This window comes from Paenibacillus shirakamiensis, from assembly GCF_017874255.1.
Lineage (GTDB): Bacteria > Bacillota > Bacilli > Paenibacillales > Paenibacillaceae > Fontibacillus > Fontibacillus shirakamiensis.
This window is the reverse complement of sequence record NZ_JAGGLD010000001.1, coordinates 18,284-34,918: the sequence shown is the minus strand read 5'-3', so window position 1 is coordinate 34,918 and position 16,635 is coordinate 18,284. Positions and strand designations below refer to the sequence as shown.

Genomic DNA, 16,635 nt, shown 5'->3' with positions numbered 1-16,635 from the left:
TCAGTTACTGAAGCAACGTAGGGATGTCCATAGCGTCTGATTCATGATTAGATTTATAAGGATAACCTGGATCATAAGGTAAAGCTTGAATCATAACATCACTTACATGGGAGAATCTCCCCATTAACAACGCTTTAGCACGATTAGTAATCTCTCTTGCCTCTAGCACAGATATTCTCGGATTCACACTAACCTTCACTTCAATAACTATATAATGGCCATATTCATGAGCCTTCAGATCTTCTACACGGATGATGCCATATACCCTTTGTACCGTGTCTATGAAGTCTATCGCATTTTCCTCTTGCAACTCTCGAACCAACGTTCCGTATACAGAACGTGTGACCATTTGATAACCTCGCAGCAAAATAAGACAAGCAATAAATAGAGCCGCTGCAGGATCTAAATATAACAAAGGCTCAATATCCAGCGCTCCCCCAGCCATTGAACCGAACACCCCGACAAGAACCGCGATGGATGAATAAAGAGAGAATCTACGACTTTCCATAAAAGAGTCAAGGGCTTGCTCCCTTGTTTTTTTTAGAGCCCGATATTGGAACTGAAAAAGAGCCTCTTTGAGTGCAACCGCTATAACAATCGATACTCCCGCCATCATGGTTGGAGAAGTCATATTATTAGCTGACATGGCTTTAACAGCTGAGATCGCCGTCTGCACTGCCCCCATTAATAAGAATACTGTTAGGATCATAGTAAGAATAGGTTCTTTGGATTCACTGCTAGTTCTTCTTCCTGCCGAGGGTAAGCGGTCCTTCTGTAAAGGTAGACGAAATTTCTCTGCCAGGCCTTCTGCCGCTTCCGAGGCTGTAAACAATGCATCCGCAACTAGAGCCTTGCTGTCGCATAATAGACCAATGGCCCCTTTAAACACAGCAAGAATCAAATGACCCGTAATTCCCGTCCACGCCGCAGCGTTGGAGTGAATAATTTGTTTATGAGACATAAGTTCCCTCCTGCTTCATTAACATGAGCACAAGCGTAGAAAGCCGCGTCACCCATAGACGCGGCTTTCTCTCTTGTCCGGATAGACAATTTAATTATACCGTAGATTTAGGCGCATTCGGTTTGACATCTTTGTTAAGTCCTTTAAGAGCGTACCACAGTGGGCTTGCAATAAAGATAGATGAATAAGCACCAAACAAAAGTCCAATAACCATCGCAAGCGAGAACATACGGATGGATTCGCTTCCGAAGATTAACAAACATACAGAAGCAATAAATACAGTAAATACCGTATTAATCGAACGTGTCATCGTCTGAGCGATACTTTGATTCACTACTGTCTTGAGGTCGGAAAGATTTTTAACTTTCGCAAAGCGCATGTTCTCACGTACCCGGTCAAAAATAACAACTGTATCGTTAATTGAATAACCGACAATCGTCAGTACAGCGATAATGAACGTCAAATTCACTTCCAAGCGGAAGATAGAGAACACGGTGATTACCATGAACGCATCATGCAGCAATGCCACAATGGAAGCCACTGCAAAACGCCATTCGAATCGAATGGTTACATAAGCAATAATCCCTAGACTGGCAAGTAGCACAGAATAGATCGCATTACGTTGTAACTCTTTTGCAATTTCAGGATCTACGGTGTTCACTTCTGGTGATGCCTTAGCGTCCAGTCCTTTTAATGCACCTTTAAGCGTTGCTTCTTGGGTAGGACTAAGTACTTCAGGGAAACGAATGTTCACCCGGCCTTCACCTGGTGTAATATGGACATCTTTTTGATTCAGTTGGGTATCTACCAGAACCTTCTCAATTTGTTCCTTGGACAAGTTAATGCTTGTCTTTACATCCACATTCGATCCAGCGCGAAAATCAACGCCGTAATTCAGCTTGAACACAGCCAAACAGATGATTCCTACAATTGTAAGAATAATGGAAGCGGTATAAAAATACTTACTGGCTTTTACATAGTCAAAATTCCAATTAAAGCGCACGAATCTCACTCTCCTTTACACCGAGCATTTTAGGGCTCTTGATGATATTCGCCTTAACTAACAGATGCAGGAGGTAACGTGAGAAGAAGATATTTGTAATGATACTCACGATCAAATCGAGCATGAGCACGAATGCAAATCCTTTAACTGGGCCCGTACCCAGTCCATACATAACTGCCGCTGCAATAAATGTAGTAACGTGAGCATCCATAACGGTACGGAAGGATGTCCGGCTTCCCGCTTTAACAGCAGACAAAATGCTCTTACCGCTACGAAGTTCTTCTTTTATCCGTTCATCCGTGATGATATTGGCATCTACAGCCATACCTATACCTAATATAAAAGCCGCAATCCCCGGCAAGGTTAAAGTTACCCCGGCGAAATAGAAGAAAGCGATTAACATCCAAGTATAGACAATCAGCGTAAAGCTGGCTACAAGACCTGGAATACGATACACACTAATCATAAAGATTAGAATAATTAAAGAACCAATAATACCCGCTCTAAGTGTCTGATCCAAAGAAAGCTTACCTAAGGTAGCGCCTACACTTTGGGAATATTTCTCTGTTAATTTCAACGGAAGTGCGCCTAGATTGATGGTATCACGTAATTCTTGGGCGGCTTCACGGGTGTACTCACCACTAATAGAGGCCGTGCCATCTGTTAATTCAGCTCTTACGGTAGGTGCTGACAATAAAGTCTCATCTAAATAGATAGCTAAATTTTTTCCGAATAACCTTTTAGAAATTTCAGCTAATTTACTTTTGTCTTTCACTTTAATAATTACAACATAATACTTATTAAATTCGTCAATATGATAGGTGGCCCCATTCTCTGTGAAATCCGTACCGTTCAATTCAATCTTATTGTATTGGTCCGCAGATTTCTCCTTACCATCCTTACTACGGAATGTAAGTACAGCAGGCTTTTGAATCGTCTTACGTACTTCGTCTTCATTCTTCACCCCAGCAAGTTTTAACCGAATACGGTCCGCTCCCTCTGTGGATACTTCTGGCTCGCTTGTCCCCAGCTTATTGGCACGTTTCTCCAAGCTCGCTGCGGTCTGATTCAGTGATTCTTTAGTGATTTTGCCACCGGGTACCATAGGCTGAGCTTGATATAAAATCTCAAAGCCTCCTTTTAAATCCAGACCCAGCTTCATCTTACTCAGCAATGTGGGGCTTGTCCCTGCCATGACTGCAATACACACAACGATTACAGCTACGAATGTGATGATTCTTTTCATCCCGCTCTGTTTTCCCCTTTCAGTCTCAATGTGTCTATTATATCGATGTGGGAAAAGACCGTCAATTTATCATATTTTGTCACACAAAAAAAATCCCATTAGTTAAAATGGGATCCCTTATAAGCGGATATCGTAAGAAAATTCATAAATTTCATAACTTTTAGTGACAAAATATCATTAACCAACTCGTGCATAGGAGGAATGATGTCCTTCTTATATTTGGAACTCACGCACTCCCACACATCGGAATAGGTGACATGTTCATACCCGATAAGACGAAATTCATCTGCTTTACTTTGACAAAGCTGTTGAATGGCCGCTGTAAGCTGACTTTCCGTAAGCTGATGTTCATCTTCCATCGGAATCCTCCTTCTAGTTCGTTCCCTATTATCTCATTCGACCTCTCTTGCTCAATTCCTGCTTCTTAGGACTAAAAACACATGTCATGAAGCAGGACAGGTCTCGCATAAGGATAACTGAGAGCTTGTATTGTGCCCCTTCGGGTACGTATGACACAAAGGGGAGAAGAGGATGAATAGTGAATAGACAATCTTTTATCCACGGGACTATGATTTTGCTCGCTGCCGGAATTATTAACCGAATACTCGGATTTATTCCCCGCATTCTTCTGCCTCGGATTATTGGTGCTGAAGGGGTAGGACTGTACCAATTAGGATATCCCTTTTTTCTAGTTATTGTAACCATTATATCCGGGGGGATTCCACTGGCTGTAGCCAAGCTAGTAGCCGAAGCTGAAATTGCAGGCAAACCTGAACGAACTAAAGTCATTTTACGTACAAGTCTAGCCCTTTCCCTTGGTGCTGGATTTCTGTTCACCTTTATTTGCCTGTTCGGTGCTTCATGGATTACCCAGTACATCCTTCCGGATAGCCGAGTATACCATACCTTCATTAGTATGAGTCCGATGATTGTAATTGTAGCCGTCTCCTCCGTCTATCGTGGATATTTTCAAGGCAGACAAGATATGATCCCCTCTGCCAGTTCCTCCATTATGGAGACGCTAACCCGTATTTTATGTGTATTATGGTTCTCCTATCTATTACTTCCCATGGGCATTGAATATGGAGCTGCTGGGGCCATGTTAGGCGTAGTTGCGGGAGAAATCGTGGGGATGATTGTACTTCTCCTTCAGTTACGAAGAGTACGATCTAAGAACCATGGAGAGGAAGCTGAGCTTGAAGGAAGTAATATCGCTGAAGAGCTGACTCCTCGCAAAGCTGTGCACAGAATTCTAGGCATTGCTCTTCCCGTAACCGGAGGACGCCTCATCGGTTCCCTTTCTTATTTGCTCGAATCCATTACTACCGCACGAAGTTTAGCTCTTGCTGGGGTGGCTACCGCAGTAGCTACTGCGCAGTACGGTGCATTGCAAGGCATGATCATCCCCATCCTGCTGCTTCCCGGAGCCCTCACTGCTTCTTTATCCATTTCTTTGGTACCATCGCTCGCAGAGGCACAAGCTCGTGGGGATATGAGAACGATTCATAAGAGACTTCATCAATCCATAAAGCTCGCACTCGTATCAGGCGCTCCTTTTGCCGTCATTATGTATGTCATGGCAGAGCCGTTATGTGTACTCCTTTACCGTAATAGCGACATTGCAGGCATGCTTAGATGGATGGCTCCCTTTGCACTTCTTATCTATTTGCAAGGTCCCCTACAGGCAGCCCTTCAAGCACTCGATCAACCTGGAAAAGCCCTTCGTAATACTCTGATTGGAGCTATTATCAAAATTGGACTCATTCTGTACCTAGCCTCGAATCCTGCCTTTGGTATTTATGGTGCAGTTCTTGCCATTATCGCCAATGTTGTGATTGTTACGTTATTACATGCCTACTCCGTAGCTAAAGTATTGAATTATCATATTCCTTGGCTAGACTTCACAAAGATTGCGGCGGGCATGATCATTATGGCTGCGGGAGTTAGCTTATTATTCAACGAAATCCAGTTAAGTTCAAAAATGTGGCTCCATTTCTTCCTCACTTCGGCGGCAGGTATACTATTGTATCTAGCCCTTATCGCTTTGCTCCGTTTGGTCGACCGAAGTGATTTACAGCGCGTACCTTACATTGGAAAATGGTTTGCTTAAACTTTAGTTACCTGCGTCCACATAAATTCTGCCTTTGTGATCAATCGTGCACAGAACTACCTCTTTGAAGTCATGGAATCCCTTGAACTGAATCTGATTCTTCAACCAAAATCGGGTTTGCTGGATTTGCTCTAAATTACGATCCTCTACTTTTCCTTGTGTAATTAAAGGCAGAGGCAAAGCGGCATATTTAATCAATACAGGCACGATCTGATTCCCCTTTCCTAAGTAGATGTATTTTGCCCCACCCTCTTTCGGACATGCAACAGATTACAATTCAAAAACAGGACGAATTTACAAATTAACCAAACATACTTGTACTATCTCTTCCCACTTGACCATAGAATGGGTTATCAAATGAAAGAGTCTAGGAGGCCAAGAAATGGAATCGAATCGAAAAATCCTCCCGTTTCGCATCTCTCATCCTATCGTCTCGGGAATCTGGTATGCTTTCTTATGGATGATGATTGGAGCCTTAATCTTATCTATATGCTTGAGAATTAGTGAACTTCGAGAAGACAATCTTACCGTCTACACGTATCTGATTCATGCCGTATCTATCGCATGTGGAGGCATAGTTGCAGGCAAGCGTACGGGGCGGAGAGGATGGTATCAAGGTGCATTAATTGGGTTCATCTACGGACTAATTGTGCTTCTCATCAGCTTTCTTGCCTTGGATTCTTCACTTACTTTAGGAGACTTAGGGTATTTGATTCCTGCTATGCTTATTGGGGCTGTCGGCGGTGTGATGGGCGTAAATCTCAATCGGAATTAACGATCCTATGTACTGGTCAATTTAGGATGATCTAGACTCGAATATATATGTTAAACTGGTGTAAACACAGATTCCACGTACAAGGAGGAACCACCAGTTTGCTGTATCATTCGATGACCACCATTTCAATGTTCACCGCAGGAGTTACGCTTTTATTCATCTGGTTTGGCTCAGGCAAAAACCCTTTTGTGGCCGGTTATAGTTTTATACGAGAACTTATCACCTCTAGAACTTTCCTTATCTTATTTCTCGTTATGGTAGGTGTGCTTCTAATGAATAGTTACGAATTAAAATGGGAAGCTCATCTAACTAACCTTACCGACTTCACTCCTTTGTTCCACCAGATTGAAGGAGATTTTGTTAAAAACTTTCAGCAGTTTTTCCATTGGCGTCCGATTACTGAGATCACTGCTTTTTTCTATATTATAGTATTGCAGGCCTTATTAATTGCTTCCATGGGAATCTATGCAGCCGATAAAAATAGGACGTATGTACACGCTGTATGCTATACCGTAATTATTAATTATGTGATTGCCATTCCTTTTTATTTATTTTTCCCCATTCATGAGGTATGGTCATATGCTCCGGCTGGTGTAAGTTTCTATATGCATGAGGTGTTTCCAGGATTTGATACCATATATCGGCCTTTATCGGGGATCGATAACTGTTTTCCAAGCCTTCATACCTCGATCTCTGTGTCGATGGCTATTCTAGCCGTTCGGTCTGGTAACAAACGCTGGGCTGCATGCGCTGTACTTAGTGCAACGATTATTGTTTTTGCTATATTCTATATGGGTATTCACTGGTTAATAGATATGTCTGGTGGACTTGTGCTTGCTGTAGTCGCCACGTCACTCGCTATTCGGCTTGCGGAACGGTCAACCCCCCGCCTTCGAGCGCCTCATGCAGTTGGATCGTCCTTATAAGCAGCTAGTATGTGTTCTAAAAGAAAAAAGAATTCAAAAAAGGCTCTCAGGAATTTCTCCTGAGGGCCTTTTGTTATCGCAATTTACGCTTCCGTAACTGGAGTAGTGTCTACTGCGGTATTAATGCTGTGACTGATCGCACTACGTTCGAACGTAAGCTTAGTCACATCGTTCACACGAAGAACAACAGTATCGTCACTCATTTCAAGAATGGTTCCGTGAAGTCCACCAATCGTTACGATGCGATCGCCTTTTTTGAGGCTACCCAACATCGAATTACGGGTTTGCTGTTTTTTCTTCTGTGGACGAATCAACAAGAAGTAGAATACTGCAAACATAATTACAAAAGGGATAATCACAGAAAACAAGCCCCCACCGCTTGAAGCTGCTGCTGCATAATGGAACATAAGTTTCAACCTCCTAGTTATTAATGTTCTTAAAATCCTTTGTCATTGTTAAACAATCCATATTGTTCAAAGAACTCATCTCTGAAGTCTAATAGACGATCATCCATAATGGCTTGACGCACATTCTTCATCAAGTTTTGCAGGAAATATAAGTTATGGTATGTCGTAAGACGCAGGCCGAATGTCTCATCTGCTTTGATCAAATGACGTAAATATGCTCGTGAATAGTTCCGACAAGTATAGCAATCACATTCAGGATCCAACGGACCGAAGTCATTGGCATATTGAGCATTTCTCACTACAAGTCGGCCTTGGCTCGTCATGGTTGTCCCATTACGGGCAATCCGTGTAGGAAGTACGCAATCGAACATATCAATGCCTCGAATTGAACCTTCAATTAAAGCGTCCGGAGAACCAACTCCCATTAAATAACGAGGTTTATTGGCTGGCATTAAAGGCACCGTGTAATCGAGTACATCATACATCAGATGTTTGGGTTCACCTACACTGAGTCCTCCAATAGCATACCCCGGAAAATCTAGGGAAGTCAAATCAGCTGCACTCTGTCTGCGTAGATCCTCATACATCCCACCTTGAATGATGGCGAACAATGATTGATCCGCAGGTCTTGTATGACTTTCTAGACAACGTTCTGCCCAGCGTGAAGTACGCTCCAAAGATTTTTTAACATAATCATGTTCTGCTGGAAAAGGAGCACATTCATCAAATGCCATCATGATGTCCGATCCCAGTGCATTCTGAATCTCCATGGCGATTTCAGGGGAGATGAACAGCTTATCACCACTCAAATGAGAGCGGAAGTGAACGCCTTCTTCTGTAATCTTACGCATATCACTAAGCGAAAATACCTGAAAACCTCCACTATCCGTAAGAATGGCACGATCCCAATTCATAAATTTATGCAATCCGCCTGCTTCACGAATGAGTTCATGACCCGGACGAAGGAACAGATGGTATGTATTGCTCAAAATAATTCTAGCATCCATTTCCTTTAATTCTTCTGGGCTCATTGTTTTTACGGTAGCCTGAGTTCCTACAGGCATAAATGTGGGTGTTTCGATTGTTCCGTGGGGGGTGTGCACGCGTCCTAACCTAGCTCCGGACTGCTTGCAAGTTTTAATCGCTTCGTATGTCACTGCTGCTGTCAATATCATCAACCATCCTTACTTAATAGATAAACATAGCATCGCCAAAGCTAAAGAAACGATATTCCTGATCAATAGCTTCATAATATGCCTTCATAATAGCGTCTCTTCCCGCTAAAGCACTAACCAACATAACTAATGTAGATTTGGGAAGATGAAAATTAGTAATTAATGCTTGCACTAAGCCAAACTTATACCCTGGATAAATGAAAATTTGCGTCCAACCACTACTTTTTACAATTGGACCCTGACCGCATTTCTGCGCAACCGTCTCCAGCGTCCTAGCCGAAGTTGTCCCTACGGCGATAATACGTCCACCTCGAGATTTGGTTTCATTAATGATGTCAGCGGTCTCTTGGGGAAGTGTGTAATACTCCTCATGCATGACATGATCCTCAATACGATCGACAGACATCGGTCGGAAAGTCCCAAGTCCTACATGAAGTGTAACAAACGCCACATGGATGCCTTTAGCTCGAATTGTATCGAGTAGTTCTTCTGTAAAATGAAGTCCTGCTGTAGGTGCTGCGGCTGAACCTTCATTCTTCGCGTATACGGTCTGATAGCGATCCTTATCTTCAAGGGTCTCCTTAATATATGGAGGAAGAGGCATCTGACCTAGACGATCTAAGATTTCGTTAAAAATGCCCGTGTATACGAACTTCAAAGTTCGTCCGCCCATGTCCCCTTCTTCTGTAATTATGGCCTTGAGCTCTTCACCGAATACAAGAACAGAACCTTGTTTGATACGTTTGGCTGGCTTGACCAATGCTTCCCATGTATCATGTTCCACATTTTTTAGGAGCAGCACTTCTGCTTTGGCTCCCGTGTCTTCCTTTACACCAAATAATCTAGCAGGAATCACTCGGGTATCATTCAGCACGAGAGTATCCCCTGGGTTCAGGTAATCTACAATATCCTTGAAATTGTGATGCTGTATGCTTCCGTTCTGCTTGTTCAGTGTTAGAAGTCTTGAAGCCGTACGGTCAAGCAAAGGTGTCTGTGCAATTAAATCCTCAGGGAGTTCAAAATCATATATATCTACGTTCATACAATCATTCAGTCCTTTGTTATCGTCACATTCTGATAGTAATATTGCAATATAGTCTTATAGTCTTTGCCTTGATCCGCCATACCCTTAGTACCCCATTGGGACATACCCAGACCATGACCATTTCCTTTTCCGGTGAACACAAACCCGTTCGTCTGGTCTACAGTCCTAGCTTCCCCTGCCCCATTCAGCACCACGATAGGGGTTCCACTAAGTTTACCTGTTCCAGATGCAGAGAGTACAGATGCACCTGTTGCTGCGGACGCCGAACTTTTCGCATCCGCTGCGCCTAGTACAGTATACCTTCCAGTAGGGGTAATATCAAACAACGTACTCGGTAATCCATTCAACGCTGAGCGATAGAGATCGGGGTATTTCACATCTAAAAGTTGGCCGTTAGATTTCACTTCAAGCGCTCGTCCTGACGGTCCTCTTTTCGTTACTTCCAAATTCACAATCGGCGAAGTTATAGATGTTGCCGTCCTCCCCTTAATAGTGGAGAGCAGTTGATCTGAAGTATAAGGACCTTTAATCCATGCATACTCTCCCGATTGCGGCACTTTCTTAAGTACAACAACTTGATCTCCCGGATTTATTTTAGCTACAGGCGTCTCCCCAGATTGAATAACTGGAAGAATTCTGACCGCTGTACCCGTAGCTGTAGCTGTCATATAAGATAGACCCGCTCCATTTTTACCCGTTATTTTGGCATTATCTTCTCGAACATATCCAGTCTTCCCGTTATCTAAAAGAACTTGATACCACATTTTCAGCCCTGCTTGAGAAGCTTGATCCCCTTCGCTTTTCACCGCTTTATACGTCGGATCGGGAGATTTCCACACTTCCATGGGATCAGCCGACATCCCCCCACTATTGGAGGAAAACACACCTTCGACTAGCTTCCCGCCACTCTTCATCACTTCACCTGACGTTTGATCAACGGCTTGGATAATACTTGCAGCTTCTTTCTCAATGCCGTTATAAGCTTGACTTAACGTAGTATCTACTAGACCTGCTACTTTGAATTTAGTTGTTCCCTGAAATGTAGCGTAGCTTCTGGCGGCGACGGCCTGAGCTTTCAGCGCCTCTTGAGGCCAACTTGAATATACTTCGCCACCCACAACTGAATATAAGTATTGATCCATAGGTAATTCATTGACCAAGGCAAGTTGTCCATTTTGCTTGCTAATCTCAAATCCGCCTCTATATTTTCTTACGGAACGCTCGTCTAGCTGAATCGATCCTTTGGTAGGATCTGATCCTTGTACCCACATAGGCATAGTTCCCGTAACTACATAATGTTTCACTGGAACTGGAGCATTTAAGTTCAACGTAACATCACTTCGTACAATTAGTCCGGATGTCGTATTATTTACTGGGGATAAGTTCATAGTAGGCATTGTCTGAATCAGTTGTGATTCTATTTGATCTAATTCATCTCCCGTGGTAGTATCCCCTACCCATACCTGGTAACTAGCTGCGTTCGAAGGACCTGTGAGCACAACTACAGCATCTACCCCAGCAGTCATAATACTTTGTCGCAATGATTCTGCCTCGGATTGAGATTTGAAGGTTCCCGCAGATAAGTACTGCCCCCCCTTAGCTTCCGGCGTACCCCCAGATAGAAGACCAGATAAAGTCTGTGCGTCTCGTGTGGCCGCTTTCTGAGCCTCAGCAGCGCTGAGATACGGTCCTGTATAGACATCATATACGGTGCTGCCGGCATTTGTGGAGGCAAAAATCACAGGCTTATCCGCTGAAGTAGACTGCAACTTCTTAGCTGCTGCTGAAGCAGTTTTCCAGTCTACCTGCTGAAGAGCTTTTACTTTGTATCCATCTATACTAAACCGAACTTTTTCTCCAGCATTTAAAGGGACCCATGATGCGGCACCTTTTGGGCCAGCCATTCCAGTTACACTAGACGTAAGCGTTACTACAGGTGTCGTTGACTTAAACGTACTTCCGGCATCTACAAACAGGGCTACCCGTACCGTATCTTGGCTTGCCGCACTCGTGTACACAGGTAGCTGAGTTGATCCTAGCAAAAGAATGCCCGCTATAACTCCCTGCCTCCATGAAAAACTCACGAGCTTCCTGACATTTCCCTTATTCTTCATCCTAACTCCTCCTCGGTTAAATAAGTTTTATCCGTTTGTATTTGGAATAGGCAATCCTAAATGGGTGTAAGCCGCTGGGGCTACGATTCGTCCACGTGGTGTGCGTTGCAGAAATCCAATTTGCATCAAATAAGGCTCGTATACGTCTTCTATCGTCTGACTTTCTTCTCCAATCGTCGCGGCAATTGTATCGAGTCCAACAGGCCCACCACGAAAGTTGTTAATCATCGCATGCAGCATTTTATGGTCAATCACATCCAGACCCATCGGGTCTACTTGGAGAAGTTGCAAGGACTCTTTGGCTATAGCTGAAGTAATAATCCCATCACCACGTACCTGGGCATAATCGCGCACACGTTTGAGCAGTCGGTTCGCAATCCGAGGTGTCCCTCTAGAGCGCAGTGCAATTTCATCAGCGGCATCGCCCACGGTCTCAATCCCTAGAATATCTGCACCACGGCTTACGATGTAACTAAGCTGGTCCACGGAATAAAATTCAAGTCGGCTTACCACGCCAAAACGATCCCGCAATGGGGCAGACAATAGACCCGCTCTTGTAGTTGCACCTATTAACGTAAAGGGAGGCAGATCTAATCGAACGGATCTTGCGCTAGGCCCTTTGCCGATCATTATGTCTAAAGCGAAGTCTTCCATCGCTGGATACAATACTTCTTCTACGGTCCGATGCAATCTATGAATCTCATCTATGAAAAGGACGTCGCCCTCTTGAAGATTCGTAAGCAGCGCAGCTAAATCACCAGGCCGTTCAATGGCTGGACCTGACGTGGTACGCAGACTCACACCGAGCTCATTTGCTATTATATTAGCTAGCGTAGTTTTTCCGAGTCCGGGTGGTCCGTACAAAAGCACATGATCCAACGCTTCTTTTCGCATTTTCGCAGCTTCTATATAAATTGTTAAATTTTCTTTGATTTGATCCTGACCAATGTATTCCGCTAAATAACGGGGACGAAGACTAAGCTCTACCGCCTGATCTTCCATCATTAAGTTTGCCGATATAATTCGGTCATCCATCTACTTTTCCCCCTCTACCTAACACCTTTAGCCCGCATATAGCATTCTCAGTGCCTTTTTCATTACCGAGTCTACAGATTCTTCTGGAGCTATACCATCTTTCAGACTATGCCATACTTTATCTAGCTCACCATCCGTATAGCCAAGCGCTTTAAGCCCTTCTCTAGCTTCCTTCCAACCAGAAAAGATCGGATTGAATAAATCATGTTCCCCTTCTACAGGAACAAGGACAGGCATAACTGCAATGCCATCCAATTTGTCTTTCAGATCTAGAATAATCCGCTGTGCCGTCTTCTTCCCGATACCCGGTAACTTTGTCAAAAAAGTAATGTTCTCTTGGTATATGGCTGCGACTACTTGATCAGGGGTACCCCCTGCAAGAATGCCCAAAGCTACACGAGGCCCGATTCCTGTCACTTCAATAAGCTTGCGGAATAACTTTTGCTCTTCCCTAGTGGCAAATCCATATAAAAGAATTGCATCTTCTCGAACGTTATAATGGATATAGACCGTGACGCTATTCTCGCTTTTAGCAAATACAAATGGATTAGGACAAAATACGCGATAGCCGATATGCTGTACATCCATGACAATATAGTCCGATTCATAATGAACGACCTGTCCATGTAAATAATCGATCATGAGCGCAGTACCTCATTTATTTTAGAATTAAGCGTATAAGAATGTGCGTGACAAATAGCAATGGCCAGCGCATCAGCCACATCATCAGGTTTTGGAACTTGCTGCAATTTCAGAAAAATCTTTGTCATTTCCTGTACCTGTTTCTTCTCCGCCTTACCATATCCCACAACCGCCTGTTTCACCTGCATAGGCGTGTACTCCCCAATCGGAAGACCTCGCTGAATAGCTGCAAGTACGAGCACACCTCGCGCTTGGCTTACCGACATTGCTGTCGTTACATTTCTGTTGAAAAAGAGCTTCTCCAAGGCTACAGCATCCGGCTGGTATTTATCCATCAATTGATTAATTCCTTCATAGACATGCAGGAGTCGCTCTTCTTCAGGGGTGTTCTTCTCCGTCTGAATACATCCATATTGAACAGGAACAATTTTGCTTCCTTGTTTATCAATAAACCCAAAACCGACAATCGCGATCCCGGGGTCAATTCCTAAAATTCGCAAATCGATCTCTCCTATAGTTCATAAAGCGAACATATGTATTCACCTTATTATAACAAAAGAAAGCTCCGTACACAGAAAAAAGTTATGCCATTATATGTAGACACAAAAAAAGAAGCGTAGAATACGCTTCCTAATCTGGAACTGATTCTGTTAATGAGATAGGGATCAGTTCCTCTAATTTAGAGGACTTTGAAATCTTGAGCTCTTCTTCAAGGCTAACGATGCTGCTGCATCACCTTCTGTGTCTGTTCTTTCGCATAATCACTGAACGTAGAGATGACACTGTTATATTCCTCTACATCTTGGATACGGATGCCTTGCTTCAGCTGATTAACAACCTTCTCAGGCAAAGAGCTTTCAATTCGTTCCATATCCATCTGAAAAAAAGTGTGGATTACATTCCTATCTTGAGGTGGACCATCAAACAAACTCAAATTCCCTTCGGCATCTAATCCCATATAACCTCTACGTTTACATGCTTCGGAAAGATCGTTCACCGGAGACTCCAACCAGACTTCACCTTGCTGATCTATTCTTCCTTGCCATGTTGGATGTTGCTTAAGCCGATCTATAATCTCTGACCCCTTCAACCTACCTAGACTCTGTGTTTCTTCTCCACATTTATATACTTTAATCAAATGAACAGACATCTTTTTGGAATGAGAGGCCTGTAATTCTTCCATTAACAAATCAGGAGATCGCGATACATTTTTTAATTTAAGCAAGGTTTCTTGGGTTAGAGGCTTCGCCGCTTGGGTCATGGTCTCCTGTAATTGTTCCGATAAAGGCATGCCCAGCCATGCCATAAAGGCCACGATGCTACATGCTGTTATAGTCCAAGCGGCTCGCTTCCACCTTCTCCATCGTCTCTTGAACTGTTTCTTTATATTGAAAATGTTCACGTGACAATCCCCTTTTACTACATTTTTAGCTTAGTGTGACCTTGGGATTGTCGAAATATACAAAATAAGCCATGTCATGATGCTTGAATCTAAGGGGACAAAAAAAGTTCATGAACTATACCTAGTTCACAAACCCTTTTCACGTGTAAACAGCACGAAAAATCGTTCTTCAGTGTTCCATTGAATTACATATACGTTGCAAATAATCAGCTAATTTTCCCCATTGATCTAACATATAAAAGTGATTACCAGGAAATTCAACGAGTTCAAATTCCTTTTCCGTTAATAAAGACCATTTTTGCATATCACTACGCTTAACCCCATAGTCTTCGCTCGCTTGAATACCGTATATGGGAACCGCAACTTTATATGCTTTGGTTAAGCTGAAATTTCTTACTGCGTAGAGATCATTTCGAACCGCAGGAATAATCAAATCTAACATCATTTTATTCTCAAAAATAATATCATCTAGACCGCCGATAGATTTTAAATACTCAATAATCGAATTATCCTCATCCATATTAAATTCCCTACTAGCTTTTTTAGTTGAGGGAGTATGGCAGGACACGATTAGGCTAAGGATGGAGGTTAGCTTATGTCCATGTCTATTTAACATATTATATGCGATTAAAGCTCCCATACTGTGCCCGAACAAAACGGTTGGTTTATCTCCATCCATTACACTTAAAACTTGTGTCACCCTATCGGCATAATCATCAATAGTATTAACCATATCTTCGAGAAGTCTTTCTTGTCTCCCGGGATATTGAATGATGATACATTCAATTTCTGAGCTCAAATAATGTACTAAATCTCTATAAAAATTTGCATTGCCACCCGCATGGGGTAGAACCACTAATCTCACGGTAGACTCGGAATGATCCCGGAATCTTCTGATCCATTTTTCCGCTTCATTTATGTGCATTTCAGTTACCGAGAATAGTCTTGATACAATGCTGCTCTTTATTTATGTTGAGCGAATCCGCAAGCATGTTTTCACCATCTCTCGCTTGCTTAAGAAGAGTAGGATCTAATTCAGCTATTAACAATTCTATTTCGCCTTCAGAAGCACCCGTAATAGGATCACCTAAAGGGCTCCATACACCGCTATGTCCACAGGCATCCCACACTCCTGTTTTGCCAGCGTGATTACACATCGCCGTGAATATTGTATTATCTAATGCCCGAGCAGGAAACCATATACGTGACTCTTTATATCCCATCCCCTTGCTAAACAGAGAGCTACCCATATACAAATGACATCCACTCTGCGCTAAAAGACGAGCATGTTCAGGGAAACCAGCATCATAGCAGATGGCCAGTCCGATATTCCAACCCTTTAATGTAATGATGATCTGCTCATGATTCGTAGAAAATAATTGCTTTTCCGTCTGAAATAAATAAGATTTATCATAGACGCCGACTTCTTTTCCATTTGAATCAATAATAATCGAGGATATGAAAACTTCTCCCTCTCTTCTTACCGGGCTTCCAATGATTGACCAAATTCCATACTTTTCACATACGTGACGCAACTTTTCAATTCTCACATCATGAATTTCAAGCGTATATTCAGTTACATTCGATGCTACGATTTCGGGTACATAACCGGTTAGATACTTTTCTGGAAACATGATGATATCCACGTTATTTTTTCCAGCTTCTTCAATTAGTTCATAAGCTCTGCTCACATTCTCTTCAATGTCTCCATCCTTGGAGGAACACTGCGCTAAGGCAATTTTCAACTTCTCTTTTGGCAAAACGTCTAGTGCAACACCCATAATATCCACTCTT

General features: G+C 42.9%; 17 protein-coding genes and 1 pseudogene. 3 read left to right on the top strand and 15 right to left on the bottom strand.

Annotated features, from left to right (window positions below; all coding sequences use genetic code 11):
- Nucleotides 1–4: 4 nt before the first annotated feature.
- From J2Z69_RS00160 to J2Z69_RS00145, 4 genes are all read right to left on the bottom strand, one after another.
- Nucleotides 5–961: a cation diffusion facilitator family transporter gene (locus tag J2Z69_RS00160; RefSeq protein ID WP_209858128.1), complete on the bottom strand. Its 957-nt coding sequence runs from the start codon at nucleotides 959–961 to the stop codon at nucleotides 5–7.
- A gap of 94 nt (nucleotides 962–1,055) precedes the next feature.
- The gene (gene secF / locus J2Z69_RS00155; RefSeq protein ID WP_209858127.1) at nucleotides 1,056–1,964 is read right to left on the bottom strand and encodes a protein translocase subunit SecF; all 909 of its coding nucleotides are present in this window, start codon (nucleotides 1,962–1,964) and stop codon (nucleotides 1,056–1,058) included.
- Complete coding sequence (gene secD, locus J2Z69_RS00150) at nucleotides 1,954–3,210, bottom strand: protein translocase subunit SecD (protein ID WP_209858126.1); 1,257 nt, start codon at nucleotides 3,208–3,210, stop codon at nucleotides 1,954–1,956. Before secD ends, secF begins: the two co-directional genes overlap by 11 nt.
- Before the next feature lie 98 nt (nucleotides 3,211–3,308).
- The gene (locus J2Z69_RS00145; RefSeq protein WP_209858125.1) at nucleotides 3,309–3,569 is read right to left on the bottom strand and encodes a post-transcriptional regulator; all 261 of its coding nucleotides are present in this window, start codon (nucleotides 3,567–3,569) and stop codon (nucleotides 3,309–3,311) included.
- 179 nt (nucleotides 3,570–3,748) lie between these two features.
- On the opposite strand from J2Z69_RS00145, the gene spoVB reads away from it, so the two are divergent.
- Entirely contained in the window at nucleotides 3,749–5,320 is a 1,572-nt protein-coding gene (gene spoVB / locus J2Z69_RS00140) for a stage V sporulation protein B (protein ID WP_209858123.1), read from the top strand.
- A gap of 3 nt (nucleotides 5,321–5,323) precedes the next feature.
- Here the strand turns inward: spoVB and J2Z69_RS00135 are convergent.
- A pseudogene (locus tag J2Z69_RS00135) lies at nucleotides 5,324–5,515 on the bottom strand (YetF domain-containing protein); the annotation flags it as partial.
- A 187-nt stretch (nucleotides 5,516–5,702) separates the two neighbouring features.
- Here J2Z69_RS00135 and J2Z69_RS00130 point away from each other — a divergent pair.
- Both J2Z69_RS00130 and J2Z69_RS00125 read left to right on the top strand, forming a co-directional pair.
- Nucleotides 5,703–6,095, top strand: coding sequence for a TIGR04086 family membrane protein (locus J2Z69_RS00130; RefSeq protein ID WP_209858119.1), 393 nt, complete (start codon nucleotides 5,703–5,705; stop codon nucleotides 6,093–6,095).
- 98 nt (nucleotides 6,096–6,193) lie between these two features.
- Nucleotides 6,194–7,021, top strand: coding sequence for a phosphatase PAP2 family protein (locus J2Z69_RS00125; RefSeq protein ID WP_209858117.1), 828 nt, complete (start codon nucleotides 6,194–6,196; stop codon nucleotides 7,019–7,021).
- An 83-nt stretch (nucleotides 7,022–7,104) separates the two neighbouring features.
- On the opposite strand, the gene yajC is transcribed toward J2Z69_RS00125, so the two are convergent.
- From yajC to J2Z69_RS00075, 10 genes are all read right to left on the bottom strand, one after another.
- Nucleotides 7,105–7,428 carry a preprotein translocase subunit YajC gene (yajC, locus tag J2Z69_RS00120; RefSeq protein ID WP_209858115.1) on the bottom strand — a complete coding sequence of 108 codons (324 nt, stop codon included), beginning with the start codon at nucleotides 7,426–7,428 and terminating at the stop codon, nucleotides 7,105–7,107.
- 29 nt (nucleotides 7,429–7,457) lie between these two features.
- On the bottom strand, nucleotides 7,458–8,603 hold the full coding sequence (tgt, locus tag J2Z69_RS00115) for a tRNA guanosine(34) transglycosylase Tgt (protein ID WP_425354969.1): 1,146 nt from the start codon (nucleotides 8,601–8,603) through the stop codon (nucleotides 7,458–7,460).
- 13 nt (nucleotides 8,604–8,616) lie between these two features.
- Entirely contained in the window at nucleotides 8,617–9,645 is a 1,029-nt protein-coding gene (gene queA, locus J2Z69_RS00110; protein ID WP_209858111.1) for a tRNA preQ1(34) S-adenosylmethionine ribosyltransferase-isomerase QueA, read from the bottom strand.
- A gap of 8 nt (nucleotides 9,646–9,653) precedes the next feature.
- Complete coding sequence (locus J2Z69_RS00105; protein WP_209858109.1) at nucleotides 9,654–11,762, bottom strand: SpoIID/LytB domain-containing protein; 2,109 nt, start codon at nucleotides 11,760–11,762, stop codon at nucleotides 9,654–9,656.
- A gap of 27 nt (nucleotides 11,763–11,789) precedes the next feature.
- Nucleotides 11,790–12,797: a Holliday junction branch migration DNA helicase RuvB gene (ruvB, locus tag J2Z69_RS00100; protein WP_209858106.1), complete on the bottom strand. Its 1,008-nt coding sequence runs from the start codon at nucleotides 12,795–12,797 to the stop codon at nucleotides 11,790–11,792.
- 27 nt (nucleotides 12,798–12,824) lie between these two features.
- Nucleotides 12,825–13,439, bottom strand: a complete 615-nt coding sequence (ruvA, locus tag J2Z69_RS00095; RefSeq protein WP_209858105.1) for a Holliday junction branch migration protein RuvA — start codon at nucleotides 13,437–13,439, stop codon at nucleotides 12,825–12,827.
- On the bottom strand, nucleotides 13,436–13,939 hold the full coding sequence (gene ruvC, locus J2Z69_RS00090; RefSeq protein ID WP_209858103.1) for a crossover junction endodeoxyribonuclease RuvC: 504 nt from the start codon (nucleotides 13,937–13,939) through the stop codon (nucleotides 13,436–13,438). Before ruvC ends, ruvA begins: the two co-directional genes overlap by 4 nt.
- Nucleotides 13,940–14,154: 215 nt before the next feature.
- Nucleotides 14,155–14,841: a BofC C-terminal domain-containing protein gene (locus J2Z69_RS19360; RefSeq protein ID WP_209858101.1), complete on the bottom strand. Its 687-nt coding sequence runs from the start codon at nucleotides 14,839–14,841 to the stop codon at nucleotides 14,155–14,157.
- 169 nt (nucleotides 14,842–15,010) lie between these two features.
- The gene (locus J2Z69_RS00080) at nucleotides 15,011–15,706 is read right to left on the bottom strand and encodes a thioesterase II family protein (protein ID WP_209858099.1); all 696 of its coding nucleotides are present in this window, start codon (nucleotides 15,704–15,706) and stop codon (nucleotides 15,011–15,013) included.
- Nucleotides 15,707–15,767: 61 nt separating this feature from the next.
- Complete coding sequence (locus tag J2Z69_RS00075; RefSeq protein ID WP_209858097.1) at nucleotides 15,768–16,622, bottom strand: carbon-nitrogen hydrolase family protein; 855 nt, start codon at nucleotides 16,620–16,622, stop codon at nucleotides 15,768–15,770.
- Nucleotides 16,623–16,635: the final 13 nt, after the last annotated feature.

Coding starts and splice junctions, on each gene's coding strand:
- yajC (WP_209858115.1), bottom strand. CDS start 7,428: ATGTTCCATTATGCAGCAGCAGCTTCAAGCGGTGGGGGCTTGTTTTCT.
- J2Z69_RS00105 (WP_209858109.1), bottom strand. CDS start 11,762: ATGAAGAATAAGGGAAATGTCAGGAAGCTCGTGAGTTTTTCATGGAGG.
- J2Z69_RS00075 (WP_209858097.1), bottom strand. CDS start 16,622: ATGGGTGTTGCACTAGACGTTTTGCCAAAAGAGAAGTTGAAAATTGCC.
- J2Z69_RS00160 (WP_209858128.1), bottom strand. CDS start 961: ATGTCTCATAAACAAATTATTCACTCCAACGCTGCGGCGTGGACGGGA.
- tgt (WP_425354969.1), bottom strand. CDS start 8,603: ATGATATTGACAGCAGCAGTGACATACGAAGCGATTAAAACTTGCAAG.
- J2Z69_RS00145 (WP_209858125.1), bottom strand. CDS start 3,569: ATGGAAGATGAACATCAGCTTACGGAAAGTCAGCTTACAGCGGCCATT.
- ruvA (WP_209858105.1), bottom strand. CDS start 13,439: ATGATCGATTATTTACATGGACAGGTCGTTCATTATGAATCGGACTAT.
- secD (WP_209858126.1), bottom strand. CDS start 3,210: ATGAAAAGAATCATCACATTCGTAGCTGTAATCGTTGTGTGTATTGCA.
- J2Z69_RS00130 (WP_209858119.1), top strand. CDS start 5,703: ATGGAATCGAATCGAAAAATCCTCCCGTTTCGCATCTCTCATCCTATC.
- queA (WP_209858111.1), bottom strand. CDS start 9,645: ATGAACGTAGATATATATGATTTTGAACTCCCTGAGGATTTAATTGCA.
- ruvB (WP_209858106.1), bottom strand. CDS start 12,797: ATGGATGACCGAATTATATCGGCAAACTTAATGATGGAAGATCAGGCG.